We start from the raw sequence: 13,033 nt of genomic DNA, 5'->3' as shown, positions 1-13,033 counted from the left end.
GTTCGTGATAAATTGAAAAAATGGCTCCTAAAAAAAGAAGAGACATTAATAAGTGCAATTATCTTTCCGACTTTCCTTTTCGTTAACCATCTCATCATGGATCTTTCCCCTGCGTTACCCTGGTACTTTCAATTTCCTCTGGCTCTCTTTGTATGCTTTTGTATTCTCATTGTCCCGCTTATTACGATTCCTCAATTAGAGAAGAAGAAGGTTGCCAATTGACTCTTTATCGTAAGTATTCTCATTGCTCTTATCCTTTTGTTTGGTGTAATAACGTAGGTAGGGGGAAAGGGATTGGAATGGATCGATTAAAAAATTGGTTGATGCAATCGATAAAAATGCTTCAGGATGCGATTCGCTTGCCAGTTGCTTTCCTATTGGGATCGTTGATGCGTTATCTTTTTCCCCATATGAAGTGGTACTATCTTTTGCTTATTGCTTTCGGTTTGTATTGGATTTTTGAATACTGGCTGGATGTTATATTTGGTAAGGATAAACGAATTAAAATTGGCTCTATTATCCCATTTGGATGGGAGGATTCGCGGTGGCTTACTATGTGTTGGTAATGCTACCAGAACAATGAATATACCACAACAGAAGCGAAAAATGATTTATCAGGTGAGTGGTTGGATTTTATGGACCATGGGATTGATTTCCATGTATCATGTGTTTTTTCATCAACTACCACAAAACATCATGGACTATCTTATACCTTCAATGGGGATTATCTTCTGTTTTCGCTGGTTACTTGATTTTCTAATCGATCAAGAAGAAAAAGACGACGATACAAATCTTCCTGATTCTACCTACCAAAAAATCGACGATATAAATGATTGGATTTTTCTTGGAAGTTTCGTTTTATCGTTTGTCTCGTTATTCATCGATGCCATTCCTCACTTCGTAGGACAAATATCGATTGTGGTGGTTATTATTTCTGCGTGCTTGGCAACTTGGCTTCGACATTTACAGGAAAAGAAACGACTCACCTTTTTTGAAGTTATTCTCTTTAGTGCAACAACCATCCTTTTCTTTGGTAGTCTCTTCCTTTAAGGACCAGAACCAGCATCCGGAGATTGAAGGGTAACATAACCATATACTAGAATCTATCTGACGGACTAGAGTACGAACCGTTTCATAGAATGGATGGTTAAATTACGGCATTTTCGCCCATCCCCTCAAAAAGGTGGAATAAGGATTACAATAAAATGGAACCTATTTAACAATGCTGGTTAAATTTAAGGGGTAGATATACTAATGGAAGATTTTAATAAAGCACATCGTTTTAGCATCCATAATAGAAAAAATATGGAAAAGATGGAATATGTGGATGTTTTTCTTGTTTGAAAATATTTAACCCAAATGAAATTGATGAATGGTGGGATGACGATGATACAGCGGTTTGCCCTTATTGTGGAATTGATTCTGTTATAGGGGAGAGTTCTGGATTTCCCATCGCAGACCAGTTTCTAAAGGGAATGCGTAAGGTTTGGTTTTAGTTAAAGGGATAGAACCAGCATCTGAACGACAAACCCTAATTTGACCAATAAATGGAAATAATCCTGCGAACTAGAGCAGCAACCCTGTCACCATAAACTCAATTGCTCGCCAGGATCAAAGTTAAGCCGAAAACTGCTTATGTGTCATCACACTTCCAGCTAACAGCAAGCCATCAACGCTCACAGTATGATCAAATGATACTTGTACATTGCGAGAAGTTACAGCGTCGATCCGAGCAGATACATTTTCATATAGCGTACCTTCTTTACCATGCCAGATATCATTTATTTGAAGCTGTTCCATTTGGTCACACCCCTAGTCGTATCATTTCGGGAAAATTGTACGCTTAGACATATCTTAGTCACAATGTATCAGATTACTTACACGTTAAGGCACCGATTCACACATTGAGGGGCCACACTGGAAAATATATGTATCTGTATGGCCGCTTTTGGAGTTATCTCCCCCCTACCATAGACCACAAAGTAGAATTTTATTTTATTTTAAATAAGGATTCGTTCCTATGAGTTATACTTACAAAAGAAAAAAGATCCGCCTATTTATTAGACCTGGTTCAACTTGTCTAACATTGCTTTGTAAGGACTAATAACATGCTGACAAATTCAGAAAAGGAGAAATATTTTATCACTAATCACCAAGCAACGCAAATCCTTGACGGAAAGTGGTCATACTTGGTCCTTGGTCAACTTTTTTATAATGGTCCGCAGAGTTTTATTCAGTTACGAAGAAATTTGGACAGTTGGTCGATGGATAGCTCAAGCATTAGTTCCAAGTCTTTATTTGAAACGCTTCGCCATTTAGAACAAAATGGAATCATCTATCGTAACATATTTCCTACCGTACCTGTGACCGTGGAATATTCCTTAACGGATAAAGGAAGAGACTTTAAAAATGTTCTTGCTGAAATGCGAAATTGGGGACAAAAGTGGGAAGATGTGATGAAAATGAGTATCATATTGGGGAAGAGGAAGAAGAGTATAACGTAGTTGGGGTACGCGAACGATTCGAGGTACGAGGGGCCACACTGGAAAATATATGTATCTATCGTGCCGCTTTTGGAGTTATCTCGGACTACCCCCATATTACCCTTTATGGCCCAGTGACAAGGTTCCTACCATAGACCGCAAAGTAAATACTTGTTTAAATTACTACTGTTTACCTTTGACAAAATGGAAAGCACAGGCTTATTCTACGGTCATATAGAGATAAAGGAGATTATTTTTATATGAGAAAACTAACCCTATTTTCTATTACGATGATTCGTAAGCTATTAACCTCCCTTATCACAGCTGCTTTTTGTATGGGTATTATTTTTATACTTCAAATAATCACTGAAACGGAAATTTCTTCTGTTTTAGAGCATCTTATTGGTTCTTTGTTAGTTTTTGTTGTACTCCTTATATCTATTTCGGTTGTTGGTAGCATTGTGTCAATGTTCTCTGATTTGATTACTTGGAAACTTTCTTCTCCTTGGAGAATGATGGTGGCATCGTTAATTCATGTCGGATCAGCCATGGCCTATGTATTTATTTGGGAAAAATTTGATGTAAAGCTTGAAATCATGTTCTTAACTGTTGCTCTATTCTTTTGGATAATAGATGAGATGTTTCGATTTTTTCAAGATAGATTAATCTTATTAATAAAAAGGATTTATAAGATGATTTTTACACATGAAGCAATATCAAATTCCATGAAGAAGTTATAAGCAATAGTATCAATTGTTTGGTAAATAAAATCAGCGAACTCAAAACTAGTTATACTGTGCTGAAATGTAATTCGGTAGCGTATTTAATTACTTTGCGGTTTATGGTAGGAACCCTGTCACTGGGCCAATAAGGGGTAATACCAGCGAACGTGTCATTACCCGCAAAGTATATTCCAAATTTTAGAAATCATTTATTGATGTAGCGATAAACTGTTGCACGAGAAGTTTCCAGCATGGAAGCAATATCTTTTATAGGAGTTCCATTTTTAGCAAGTGCTTTCATCATTTCAATTTCTTTCTTCCCAAACTTCTCTGGTCTTCCACCTAGCCTTCCTCTCGCCCGAGCAGCAACTCTTCCTGCTGAGAATTTGATGGTTCGTCCTTTGAAATTGACATGCTCATACAATGTTACACATGAATATGGGGTATGTGAACGATTCGGGGAATGAGGGGCCACATCTGAAAATTTTTCCAAATAAGCAATAAACTCGTAATGTTCCATAGGAGAATACGACAAGTTTGGTTTGACCACGACTGAAAAACATCATTTACAGGACGATTAACGTTATAAAAACTCGTCGCTTTCTACTGATAGATACCCTATATTTTTACTTATTTGGTTTTTTATTGAGATGTGGCCCCTCATTCCCGGAATCGTTCACATACCCCTTATAGATGTCCATAGATTAAGGGTACGCTGTATAAAAAAATTAGACAGAGCTGTCAACTCTATCTAACTTATGATTAAATCTTTCGATATTCAAATTGTCTTATGGAATAAGATTACTTTTTATTTTGGGACACACAAATTTGTTTTAGATCAGCAATTACAACTTTTCTACTCTTATAGCAGATAGCTTATCATTGAAATTATATCCATTTATATTTTTAAAATTCGCAACTTGTCCACTCTTATTTTTATACAATCCACCGTTATGTCCGCCTGAGATACGATGCTCCAAAAGAGAAAGAGCCTCACCGCTTTTAATTGTAAATTTTGCTGAGGAAGCCTTATCATTCCAGTCGTTTCCTACATATTTGTGCGTACCACAAAACGTTTTATGTTTTCCTTTGAAGTTGATATGCTCATACAAAGTGACACATGTTTTTGTAGGTGCAGCAAAAGATGCTGTCGGCAAAGAAAATGCAGCTAGTAGTGTTAGTGACAAAACAGATACAATAGCTTTTTTCAAAATAAATGACCTCCTATTGATTGGGTGACCTTAGTAATTATAAGGCAATTCACATAAATAATTCGTGTAAAATGTGTATTCTCATAGAATAATCAGTATTTTAACCCAAATAGCACCCTTTGTACTTCTGAAAATTCGATATTCCACCTTTCCGAGGGGTTGGCAAAAACACCCAATATTTAGGCAAATTGCACTTCATTGTTCAGTTGCTGGTTCTACCCCCTACCAAAGAGTTAGAACTATGAATCACTAGGTTCTAAATCAATATTGGTTATTTTAGCTTTATCATTAAACCATATATAAAGTGTATTAGCACCTAGGTTATATTTTAGAAAATCTCCTCCTGGAGCACTAATTTTCTTCGAGTCCCCAAATACTTGTTGTATCTCATCTAAGTTACTAGACAGTTTGTCGGGATTTTCAACGGAGAGAAAACTTACGGTTTGATTGTCATATATACCAATAGAAAGATTTTCATTTTTATACTCTAGGATACCCTCTTCGTCAGATGGATCAGGATTTCCCAAATAAGTTAAGATATCCTCTTTCGTAGCTCCTAAATAAGCCATGTAATTGAACAAAAATCCACCTTGAGCATTTACTTTTAAGGTCTCCCAACTCATTTTTTCTGGTTTTTCTTCTGATCCGTCTAGCGGTACATTATCCAACTCCTTATAATCCCATTCATAGACTTTATCCAAAGTAATTTGTTGACCATTCACGATACCTGTAAAGTTTATATATATATTATAGCTACCACTATCCATTTTCCCCACACATTCCACTTCTTCAGAACCGACAAGGATAGAAGCACCTTTATTCTTGTGTACATTCTCTTTCTCACATGTTTTTATCGTCCATGTTCCTTTTCCTGTTTTTGCATTTGCTAAATACATTTGTAAAGCAAAACCATCCTCATAATGCTTGTAGATATCTACTTTAATTTGAATTGGATTTTCTCCTTTATTTTCTTGATTATTTGAGGTTGTAGAAATAGATAAATTAGGCTGTTTCTCATTTGCAGATAAATTGATCGTACATCCACTCATCACCAAACCAAATACAGCTAATAATAGAAAAGAATAAATGATTTTTTTCATTACTCACACTCCTTAAAATGATTCTGGAAATACTCTTTGTTTTCCAACTTCTTAGCTTTATTATAAAACGCAACAGTAAAACAAAAAGGGTAAACATAAAGTGTCTGTTTTCCCCTTTTTCCAATCACAAAAAACGAATCGCAATCCGATCTGTACAACGCATTCTAAAGAAATATCATATCTATCCACACCAACTAATACACACCTATTGTCGAGAACTGGTTGTATCAGGGGTACGTGAACGATTCGTACATTGAGGGGCCACATCTCAATTAAAAACCAAATAAGTAAAAATATAGGTAATGTATCAGTAGAATACGACAAGTTTTTATGGCGTTAACTGTTCCGTGAATGGCGCCCGTTGCATGGCAGCACATCAATCTCTACGGTCGCTATGAGTTTCATAGGAGCCAAGAGTTCATTAACATGGATGAGATCATTCAAGAATTAACTCAATCAAAGGCTATACAAGAAACAATCTCTACTGATTAACATTAAGGAACACCTCCGTAATTTGAGAACGATTCAGGAGGTGTTCCTTAATGTACTTTTTCGGGGGTTGGGCAAAAATAGCCAAGATACGTGTAAAAATAGGACATAGCCTAGGAATATTTCCCAAAGTGGCCCCTCAATGTGCGAATCGGTGCCGTACCAGCGAAGATGTCATTACCCGCAAAGTAGACAACATATATTAACATCTAGATTGCACCTGGTGACAGGAATGCTGTTAGCGTACAGGATATCTGATATATTGTGACTAAGATATGTCTAAGCGTACAATTTTCTCGAAATGATACGACTAAGGAGTGATCACATGGAACAGCTTAAAATCAATGATATCTGGCATGGTAAAGAAGGTACTCTATATGAAAATGTATCCGCTCGTGGACTCAGTCTTTCTGGAGAATCACTTGGTTCTATGTTGGTTGGAAGATGTGAGAATAAATAAAAATTTTGAATTGCAATTTTCAATATATCTATATATGCTAAATTTGCAAGAGTCCTTACAGGACTGAATTTCTCTCACAACAGAAGGATCCTATATGTCCATCAACATGTGCAAAGGACAGACGGCCAACCTCGGCAGGCAATCAGGGAGAGTGTCCTATGGTTTCATGACGGCTAGCTTCGACTGGGAGATCAAACGTGGTTTGTTCGGTGCACTGAAAAATGTGGACATCGTTTTTGGCATGCTCTATGAGTTGAAGGATGGCACCAAGGGTGTTGTTCATACTCTGGACACGTTTGGTAGCATCAGTACAGCTCCCTGGTTCGAGGTCGACAGGGAGGCTCGGACTAGAGGAATTACTAGGATTCAGAGCTTCTATGATGACGCTCTTCAGAACGTCCAGCGTGTGGGTCTCTTCGTTGGCATCAACAAAGGTGCTTCTTCGCTGAAGAACGTGAAGAACGCAACGACTACTGTTGGTATTTCTGGTAAGGAGTGGTGTGTGATCCGTCATGAAGGAAACGCACACAGCACTCGGTTCTGTGCTATAGCACTCCTCACTAACACAGGAAACAGTTTTAACATCAGGATGGACGTTCAGCCGATCATCGGAAACCAAACACAGGTCGACGCCTACTGGGGATGGGGATTGGGTCGAAACTGATCCTTGGTTAATGTGTGAGATGTCCGCCTTACAGTATTACACTGTAGGGCGGACCCTATTTTAACCTAGTAAGTAACAACCTTGTAGAGAAATCGACTTTGTTTGCTGTCCTCTTAAGCAGATGGGATCAATTTAGGATTGTCCAAAATGGAGATGCTTGTCCTGGGATCACCTATGAACAACTTGCTTGAGTGGCTGATTGGTATATCCAAGTATTTTAAATTCCTAAACATTATATAAATTCGATTAAAAATCCCCGGTTTCTCTCCGTTTAAACACAGAGAAACCAGGGATTTACAATTTTTTCTATCTGTATGGCCGTTTTTGGAGTTATCTCGGATTACCCCTTAGTAGGGATAGTGTGATGGTTCACGCTCTAATCCGTCAGATAGATTCCATCTTTAGAGTCTCTTTTGAAACTCTTTATTTATCTAATTATTTTCTATGGAATGAATGATCTTCTAGAAAATCGATTACCTCGTGAAGAGACTCTTCTTTGTATTCAATGAAGTAACCATGACGTCCTCCTCTAATTAGCGATAATTTTGCTCCTGGTATCTTTTCGGCTAATAGATAGGCATTTGCAGTAGGGTTCACTTCGTCTTCATCTCCATGGATAATTAGTGTGGGCGATTGGATAGAAGACAAGTAATCATAACTGTCATGTTCTTCACTTGCCATATAATGAAGTTGTCGCGCATGAACAGGAAGAACAGGTTGATTAAATATCTCATGTGCTTTATCTAAGTTGGAGCGAATCCAAGCAGGCGTATAAAACATGGAAAGCCATTTTATATTTTGTTCTTTTTGCTCTGATAATGGTTGTTGAAAAAAAGCATTGATATGATGTGGTCTAGGAATACCTCGTTTTCCAGGTGAGGTAGCCCCCAAAATCAAGGAACTAATTCGATCACCATAGTCTATTGCTAGCCACTGACTAACACGTCCCCCCATAGAAAATCCATAGACATGTGTATGTGCTATACCTAGATGATTCAGTAACTCCATCGCGTCTTTTGCGAGACCACGTGTTGTATATGCTGGTAATTTTGGTTTGTCACTATGACCAGTTCCTCGATGATCGTAAACAATAACACGATATTTCGTTGCGAGATCATCTCGAATAGCGTTCCAGAAAGTATGATCCATGCCTTGTCCACTTATTAGTAATAAAGGTTCTCCTTCACCTAATTCTTCGTAATAGAGGCGTGTCTGATCTGATAGAGTAGCAAGTGGCATAATATAATCTCCTTGTCTATGGGGTGAACTCCGTACATAACCTATAGCACAATCAGAAGAACGTGAACAAAATAATAAAAAACCATTATTACTGGTCTATTTGAACCTTTATGTCATGTTATTAACCCTAATTTACATAAGTGCGTGACCAAAATAGGCTCAATTGGCATTTAATCCAACAATAATATTACAACAAAATACAATAAATTCACAGCGTTAACGTTACTTATTGGGTAAAAAAACTTTTGTTGGACATTCAACTACTTTGCGGTCTATGGTAGCAACCCTGTCATAGCAATCCGAGATAACTCCAAAAGCGACCATACAGATAGATATATTTTCCAGTTTGGCCCCTCAATGTGCGAATCGGTGCCTTACCCCAAATAATGAGAAATTAGGAAAAAATACACAAATCAAAATCAAACCATGCTTTTATATCATTAGCAAATTCAATCATATCATTTTCTAAATATATTGCCGGTTTTTCATTGTTCTCAACATTTATGACAATAAAAAACTTATATTCTAGATTATATATACGTTTTAATTCTTTCAAATCACTTCTTTTATTTTCCAATAATTCTACTAGCTTTTTTAATTGATCATTAATATCCCATGATTCTTCATAACCTGTACTAATAGACCAATTCGTCTCTTTTCTTACAATCGCCATGTCTCTAATCGATTCCCCCTTCATCCAACATTTGGTTGGTTTAGTGGATAATTTTTCTGTTACAGCATCTGGAGAAAAGTCATCTCCAAATATAGCAAATTCAACCATAACCGTAGTTTTTTTCATCTTCAAGGATTCTTCCTAAGTTAGAAATTAAAATTTTGGAAACTGAACCACTATTGGCTAAATCTGGTGGTTTTAGATCTGGCGCATGGAAAATAAACATGTCTAAAAATCGGGCAAAATGGAAGTATCCATTATGGTCAAGTCTATGTCTTGTTTGCACTTCCATTCTACTCGAATAGAGGGGACATTTTTATGCTCTTTTATTCACCATTGGTGCGTTTTGCAACACATTTAAAGCAAACCTTTACTAGCATACTCATTTGATATATACATGAGTGTGTATTGGTGACCCTTTTCCTTTCTTTCTATAAGGCCCAGAACCAGCATCCGAACGACGAACCGTAATTTGACCAATAAATGGAAAACGACTTGAAGCCTAAAAGGACAGCTCAAGTCGTTTTGGGGTATGGCACCGATTCGCACATTGAGGGGCCACTATGGAAATAAAATACATTTTAGGAAGGAGTCTATCTAGGGTATGTGAACAATTCCGGGAATGAGGGGACACATCTGAAAATTTTTCCAAATTGCAATAAACTCGTCATTTTGGGGGTATCCATTTTTCTTAGCTTGATGAGCATGTGGCGGTACCCCTTTTTATTGGTTCTTTATCCTTCAGTTGATGGATCATTGATTAATTCAAATAAGTTAAGAAAATAATAAATAGTCTCTTGTATTTGTTCCTCTGTTTCGGTATATGGTATATCTACGACTGGTAAACCAATCTTCCAACAATGATTGCGTTTTTTCCAATCTCTTAATCTTCTTTCTTTCCATCCTTTATATCCACTAAAAAATTTTGATTTTAGTGCTTTGTAATGTTGAATCCCATTAAACTCAATAACAAATAAAGGATGGTTATTTTGACAAATCAGAAAGTCTAAACGTAAATCATCTTTATGACCAAAATGAGTAAGAGAAACTTCTTTAATAAATTCAATCTCATTTTGTACTAATAATTCAGTAATATATTTTGCTCCTTTGGATTCTCTAAACTTTTTTTTGCACTTGGGACAAGTTTCACCGTTCTTAACTTTAATAGGTTGGATCAACCATTCATGACCATAATTACATAAATGCAAGCCTCTTGTTCGCATCGATTTATAGGGACCAATAAAGATAACATCTTTTCGCTTCTCTTCAAGAAATGTTATGTATTTTTGATGATTTGGCGAAATCCTTTCATTTAAATCTGTTCTCCACACTTTTGAGCACCATATATATTTTCTTTTTTTATCATCTTGATTCATGACAAAAGATTTTATTAATCTATGACCTAATTGTTTTTCAAGTAATTGAATATATTCAATATACTGTTCTAATGTAACAACTCCTTTTGATTGTTTCTTATATAACTGAATATTATTCAAATGATCCCTTGCAAAGAAAAGAATTTTCCCTCTGAAATTTATACTTTCCACCTCCACTTTATTCTTGGCTCCCTACTTCACCTGTCACTGGGCCTATATGGGGTAGTGACAGGATTGCTGCTCTAGTCCGCAGGATTATTTCCATTTGTTAGGCAAAATGCACTTCGTCGCACAGATGCTTTTTTTACTTTTTTTATTGCCAGTAACGTTTATTCCGGTTTCCTGTTCATTTTCTCCCTAATGTACCTTTTCGGGGGATATGCAAAAATGCCGCAATTTCACCATCAACCCTATAAGACGGTAGCTGTTCTAGTCCGTCAAATGAATTCCATTTATTGGGCAAATTATGGTTTATCGTTCGTTTGTTGGTTCTAGGCCCAGTGACAGAGTTGCTACCATTAACCGCAAAGTAATTATGTTTCATTCAAACCAATACCAAAATCAATAAATTATGTTTACTTATTGGCTATTTTGATACCTGATTTGGCTCATTAAGTAAACATAACTGCTATTATGTTTCAAAAATCATAAAGCAGAAAACATTGATATATAAGGTGTTTCGGCTACTTTGCGGTCTATCGCAGTAACCCTGTCACTACGCCGTTCTAGAATAATTTGGTTTCATGTTCTTTGATGATCTTATAAAAGGAATTCTTTTTTAATCCTAACAAGGTAGCAAATGCAACTCCTGTTATTTCTTTGTTTTTCCATCGCGAATAATGGACAGATAGAATTTGTTTCTGCTCTTTTGTCAAAGTGTCAATGTTCATCTGTGGTCGTCCTAGATGTTTTCCTTTGGATTTTGCAACCGCGATCCCTTCCGCTTGACGTATTTTAATCGTTTCCCTTTCCTGTTGAGCCAAAGTAGTATAGACCTCGATGATAATATTATTAATCATATCAATTACCCAGTCTTGACCTTCGGGAACATCTTGCATGGTAGTAGGAAGGTCAATAATTTTGACTCTTATTCCTTCTTTTTTAAAATACTCTAGATACCGCTTAATCCCATCTTTCGTGCGACCAAGTCGATCAATCGATTTTACATAGAGTGTGTCCCCTTCTCGCATCGCCTTCAACATGTTTTGAAATCCATCTCGCTCCATGTCTTTTCCGCTTGCTTTGTCGCTGTAAATATATTTATCCGCAGTCACATAGGGTTGGATCGCAACGAACTGCCTGTCCAAATTTTGTTCCTTTGTCGAAACTCTCACATATCCAAAATGAATTCCCACAAAACACCCCTCCCTTTATCTGAATAGTATCATAATTGTTTATAAAGATCAATTTTCAGAAAAACGTTTTTAAAGATGTATTATATAGATAAATAAACGGATATACCTATGTGTTTCGATCCGTTTGTAAAGGAGTACCTTTTTAAACATGGCATCTTGCTTTTTTCAGATATTGGAGTAACATTAATGATACGGTTCAGATTCATCATACTAGCGGAAAAGAGTTCAACATGCTGAAGGATGCCATTGCCATCGTCGGTGTCGCAATCATCGCTATGGTGGTGATCGCTTTCGTCGGAGCAGTCTCTTTCTTGCTTCGTTGCATGATCGAGGACTTCATCTACGAGTGGAAGCGAGCCCTGCGTAGCAAGGAGTGGGCTAAGATGGGCATGCTCGCCTTCTTCGGCGTTCTGTTCACGCTCATCCTCGTGATGCTGTTCCTTGTCATCGCTCTCGGGGTGCAATCTGTGATCTAACACAGGAGAAGCGGCTAGGACTCTTGTGTATTCGCACAATACGAGGCTTTGCTGCTCCTTCTTCCCTCTTGATTTGTACATTCATTCAGAGTGTATCATTTCAGGAGGGACTGCTTTTTACATACATAAAAACAACCACAATCAATTGGCGGCTTTTTCTTTCGCATAATGAAATGGCACGAGCTCCCCATAATCATTATTGAACATCACTTGATATCGTTTAATCCTACGATTGATGTAGAATACAACACCCCTGCGACCATCTTTCAATTGAATTGGGTCGCCTTTTTTGAGTATTGGAACCATTCGATCAAATCCTGTGTGCAAAATAAAAAAGCCGTCCTATGACGACTCTCATCTATATATTTCCTTTATATTCGATGTCGAGACAACTGGCTGCTGCCTCGACTTTCTACGTGACCGTAGAATGATGAACCATTGAGATTAGTGATGGTTCTTCGGTACACCACAGCAGTTGTTCGGTCCACAGTGGGGACAATTGCACGAACAGCTATCATAACTTTCCATGATGACTCTTTTCTAATCTTGACACCCCAATGTTTGTTTTTAGGTGTCATAGTGATTGTCATTTTAATAATATATCACTTTTACTTTCTTTTCCATCATACAATTCTTAGTATTCTACATAATCAGATGATTCAAACCCACATACATATAAAAATAAGCCCTTCACATCCTTATGACGGGCTTTAAATTTTATTTATGATAATTCCTATTATCAAGATATATTTTTCGGATTTGACCACGTAGAGTTCGAATAACAC

At 37.0% G+C, this 13,033-nt stretch carries 17 protein-coding genes and 2 pseudogenes; 10 read left to right on the top strand and 9 right to left on the bottom strand.

Going from position 1 to position 13,033, the window contains the following annotated elements; translation table 11 throughout:
* From A3GQ_RS27890 to A3GQ_RS25075, 4 genes and pseudogenes are all read left to right on the top strand, one after another.
* On the top strand, window positions 1-222 hold a 222-nt coding region (locus A3GQ_RS27890; protein WP_028778551.1), incomplete at its 5' end, for a hypothetical protein.
* Window positions 223-299: 77 nt separating this feature from the next.
* Window positions 300-566, top strand: a complete 267-nt coding sequence (locus tag A3GQ_RS0119895; RefSeq protein WP_028778550.1) for a hypothetical protein — start codon at window positions 300-302, stop codon at window positions 564-566.
* 40 nt (window positions 567-606) lie between these two features.
* Window positions 607-1,050: a hypothetical protein gene (locus A3GQ_RS0119890; RefSeq protein WP_028778549.1), complete on the top strand. Its 444-nt coding sequence runs from the start codon at window positions 607-609 to the stop codon at window positions 1,048-1,050.
* Window positions 1,051-1,254: 204 nt separating this feature from the next.
* Window positions 1,255-1,496 (top strand): annotated as a pseudogene (locus A3GQ_RS25075) (cytoplasmic protein).
* 121 nt (window positions 1,497-1,617) lie between these two features.
* On the opposite strand, the gene A3GQ_RS0119880 reads toward A3GQ_RS25075, so the two are convergent.
* Window positions 1,618-1,800, bottom strand: coding sequence for a hypothetical protein (locus A3GQ_RS0119880; protein WP_028778548.1), 183 nt, complete (start codon window positions 1,798-1,800; stop codon window positions 1,618-1,620).
* Between the two features lie 308 nt (window positions 1,801-2,108).
* On the opposite strand from A3GQ_RS0119880, the gene A3GQ_RS25070 reads away from it, so the two are divergent.
* Together A3GQ_RS25070 and A3GQ_RS0119870 are read left to right on the top strand one after the other, a co-directional pair.
* Window positions 2,109-2,504 carry a winged helix-turn-helix transcriptional regulator gene (locus A3GQ_RS25070; RefSeq protein ID WP_028778547.1) on the top strand — a complete coding sequence of 132 codons (396 nt, stop codon included), beginning with the start codon at window positions 2,109-2,111 and terminating at the stop codon, window positions 2,502-2,504.
* 239 nt (window positions 2,505-2,743) lie between these two features.
* Window positions 2,744-3,223 carry a hypothetical protein gene (locus A3GQ_RS0119870; RefSeq protein ID WP_028778546.1) on the top strand — a complete coding sequence of 160 codons (480 nt, stop codon included), beginning with the start codon at window positions 2,744-2,746 and terminating at the stop codon, window positions 3,221-3,223.
* A 187-nt stretch (window positions 3,224-3,410) separates the two neighbouring features.
* Here the strand turns inward: A3GQ_RS0119870 and A3GQ_RS28115 are convergent.
* From A3GQ_RS28115 to A3GQ_RS0119855, 3 genes and pseudogenes are all read right to left on the bottom strand, one after another.
* Window positions 3,411-3,587: pseudogene (locus A3GQ_RS28115) on the bottom strand (helix-turn-helix domain-containing protein); the annotation flags it as partial.
* Between the two features lie 463 nt (window positions 3,588-4,050).
* Window positions 4,051-4,416 (bottom strand): peptidase inhibitor family I36 protein, encoded by a 366-nt coding sequence (locus A3GQ_RS0119860; protein WP_028778544.1) that lies wholly within the window; start codon window positions 4,414-4,416, stop codon window positions 4,051-4,053.
* A 239-nt stretch (window positions 4,417-4,655) separates the two neighbouring features.
* Window positions 4,656-5,516 (bottom strand): hypothetical protein, encoded by an 861-nt coding sequence (locus A3GQ_RS0119855; RefSeq protein WP_028778543.1) that lies wholly within the window; start codon window positions 5,514-5,516, stop codon window positions 4,656-4,658.
* A 542-nt stretch (window positions 5,517-6,058) separates the two neighbouring features.
* Here A3GQ_RS0119855 and A3GQ_RS27390 point away from each other — a divergent pair.
* The 3 genes from A3GQ_RS27390 to A3GQ_RS0119840 all read left to right on the top strand — a co-directional run bounded on the left by A3GQ_RS27390 (window position 6,059) and on the right by A3GQ_RS0119840 (window position 7,129).
* On the top strand, window positions 6,059-6,211 hold the full coding sequence (locus A3GQ_RS27390; protein WP_156877832.1) for a hypothetical protein: 153 nt from the start codon (window positions 6,059-6,061) through the stop codon (window positions 6,209-6,211).
* A gap of 119 nt (window positions 6,212-6,330) precedes the next feature.
* On the top strand, window positions 6,331-6,465 hold the full coding sequence (locus tag A3GQ_RS28270; protein ID WP_281170847.1) for a hypothetical protein: 135 nt from the start codon (window positions 6,331-6,333) through the stop codon (window positions 6,463-6,465).
* Between the two features lie 94 nt (window positions 6,466-6,559).
* Entirely contained in the window at window positions 6,560-7,129 is a 570-nt protein-coding gene (locus tag A3GQ_RS0119840) for a hypothetical protein (protein WP_028778542.1), read from the top strand.
* Between the two features lie 435 nt (window positions 7,130-7,564).
* On the opposite strand, the gene A3GQ_RS0119835 is transcribed toward A3GQ_RS0119840, so the two are convergent.
* The 4 genes from A3GQ_RS0119835 to A3GQ_RS0119815 all read right to left on the bottom strand — a co-directional run bounded on the left by A3GQ_RS0119835 (window position 7,565) and on the right by A3GQ_RS0119815 (window position 11,772).
* Window positions 7,565-8,368: an alpha/beta fold hydrolase gene (locus tag A3GQ_RS0119835; protein ID WP_028778541.1), complete on the bottom strand. Its 804-nt coding sequence runs from the start codon at window positions 8,366-8,368 to the stop codon at window positions 7,565-7,567.
* Between the two features lie 394 nt (window positions 8,369-8,762).
* Complete coding sequence (locus A3GQ_RS0119830) at window positions 8,763-9,167, bottom strand: DUF4279 domain-containing protein (RefSeq protein ID WP_051272153.1); 405 nt, start codon at window positions 9,165-9,167, stop codon at window positions 8,763-8,765.
* Between the two features lie 608 nt (window positions 9,168-9,775).
* Window positions 9,776-10,594, bottom strand: coding sequence for a DUF2726 domain-containing protein (locus A3GQ_RS0119820; protein WP_245596832.1), 819 nt, complete (start codon window positions 10,592-10,594; stop codon window positions 9,776-9,778).
* 548 nt (window positions 10,595-11,142) lie between these two features.
* The gene (locus A3GQ_RS0119815; RefSeq protein ID WP_028778537.1) at window positions 11,143-11,772 is read right to left on the bottom strand and encodes a recombinase family protein; all 630 of its coding nucleotides are present in this window, start codon (window positions 11,770-11,772) and stop codon (window positions 11,143-11,145) included.
* A 230-nt stretch (window positions 11,773-12,002) separates the two neighbouring features.
* Between A3GQ_RS0119815 and A3GQ_RS0119810 the strand changes: the two genes are divergently transcribed.
* Window positions 12,003-12,248: a hypothetical protein gene (locus A3GQ_RS0119810; RefSeq protein WP_028778536.1), complete on the top strand. Its 246-nt coding sequence runs from the start codon at window positions 12,003-12,005 to the stop codon at window positions 12,246-12,248.
* Window positions 12,249-12,389: 141 nt separating this feature from the next.
* On the opposite strand, the gene A3GQ_RS27385 is transcribed toward A3GQ_RS0119810, so the two are convergent.
* Complete coding sequence (locus A3GQ_RS27385; RefSeq protein WP_156877831.1) at window positions 12,390-12,554, bottom strand: hypothetical protein; 165 nt, start codon at window positions 12,552-12,554, stop codon at window positions 12,390-12,392.
* Between the last annotated feature and the right edge of the window lie 479 nt (window positions 12,555-13,033).

The sequence above is a fragment of the Shimazuella kribbensis DSM 45090 genome (genome assembly GCF_000428065.1).
Lineage (GTDB): Bacteria > Bacillota > Bacilli > Thermoactinomycetales > Thermoactinomycetaceae > Shimazuella > Shimazuella kribbensis.
Note: the sequence above shows the minus strand (reverse complement) of the source record. Positions and strands in the feature narration are given on the sequence as shown.

Bases quoted from the DNA above. Each gene is read 5' to 3' on its own strand.
- A3GQ_RS25070 (WP_028778547.1), top strand. From the start codon at position 2,109: ATGCTGACAAATTCAGAAAAGGAGAAATATTTTATCACTAATCACCAA.
- A3GQ_RS0119810 (WP_028778536.1), top strand. From the start codon at position 12,003: ATGCTGAAGGATGCCATTGCCATCGTCGGTGTCGCAATCATCGCTATG.
- A3GQ_RS0119830 (WP_051272153.1), bottom strand. From the start codon at position 9,167: ATGAAAAAAACTACGGTTATGGTTGAATTTGCTATATTTGGAGATGAC.
- A3GQ_RS27390 (WP_156877832.1), top strand. From the start codon at position 6,059: ATGTACTTTTTCGGGGGTTGGGCAAAAATAGCCAAGATACGTGTAAAA.
- A3GQ_RS0119895 (WP_028778550.1), top strand. From the start codon at position 300: ATGGATCGATTAAAAAATTGGTTGATGCAATCGATAAAAATGCTTCAG.
- A3GQ_RS0119890 (WP_028778549.1), top strand. From the start codon at position 607: ATGATTTATCAGGTGAGTGGTTGGATTTTATGGACCATGGGATTGATT.
- A3GQ_RS0119840 (WP_028778542.1), top strand. From the start codon at position 6,560: ATGTCCATCAACATGTGCAAAGGACAGACGGCCAACCTCGGCAGGCAA.
- A3GQ_RS0119835 (WP_028778541.1), bottom strand. From the start codon at position 8,368: ATGCCACTTGCTACTCTATCAGATCAGACACGCCTCTATTACGAAGAA.
- A3GQ_RS0119880 (WP_028778548.1), bottom strand. From the start codon at position 1,800: ATGGAACAGCTTCAAATAAATGATATCTGGCATGGTAAAGAAGGTACG.
- A3GQ_RS0119870 (WP_028778546.1), top strand. From the start codon at position 2,744: ATGAGAAAACTAACCCTATTTTCTATTACGATGATTCGTAAGCTATTA.
- A3GQ_RS27385 (WP_156877831.1), bottom strand. From the start codon at position 12,554: ATGGTTCCAATACTCAAAAAAGGCGACCCAATTCAATTGAAAGATGGT.
- A3GQ_RS28270 (WP_281170847.1), top strand. From the start codon at position 6,331: ATGGAACAGCTTAAAATCAATGATATCTGGCATGGTAAAGAAGGTACT.
- A3GQ_RS0119855 (WP_028778543.1), bottom strand. From the start codon at position 5,516: ATGAAAAAAATCATTTATTCTTTTCTATTATTAGCTGTATTTGGTTTG.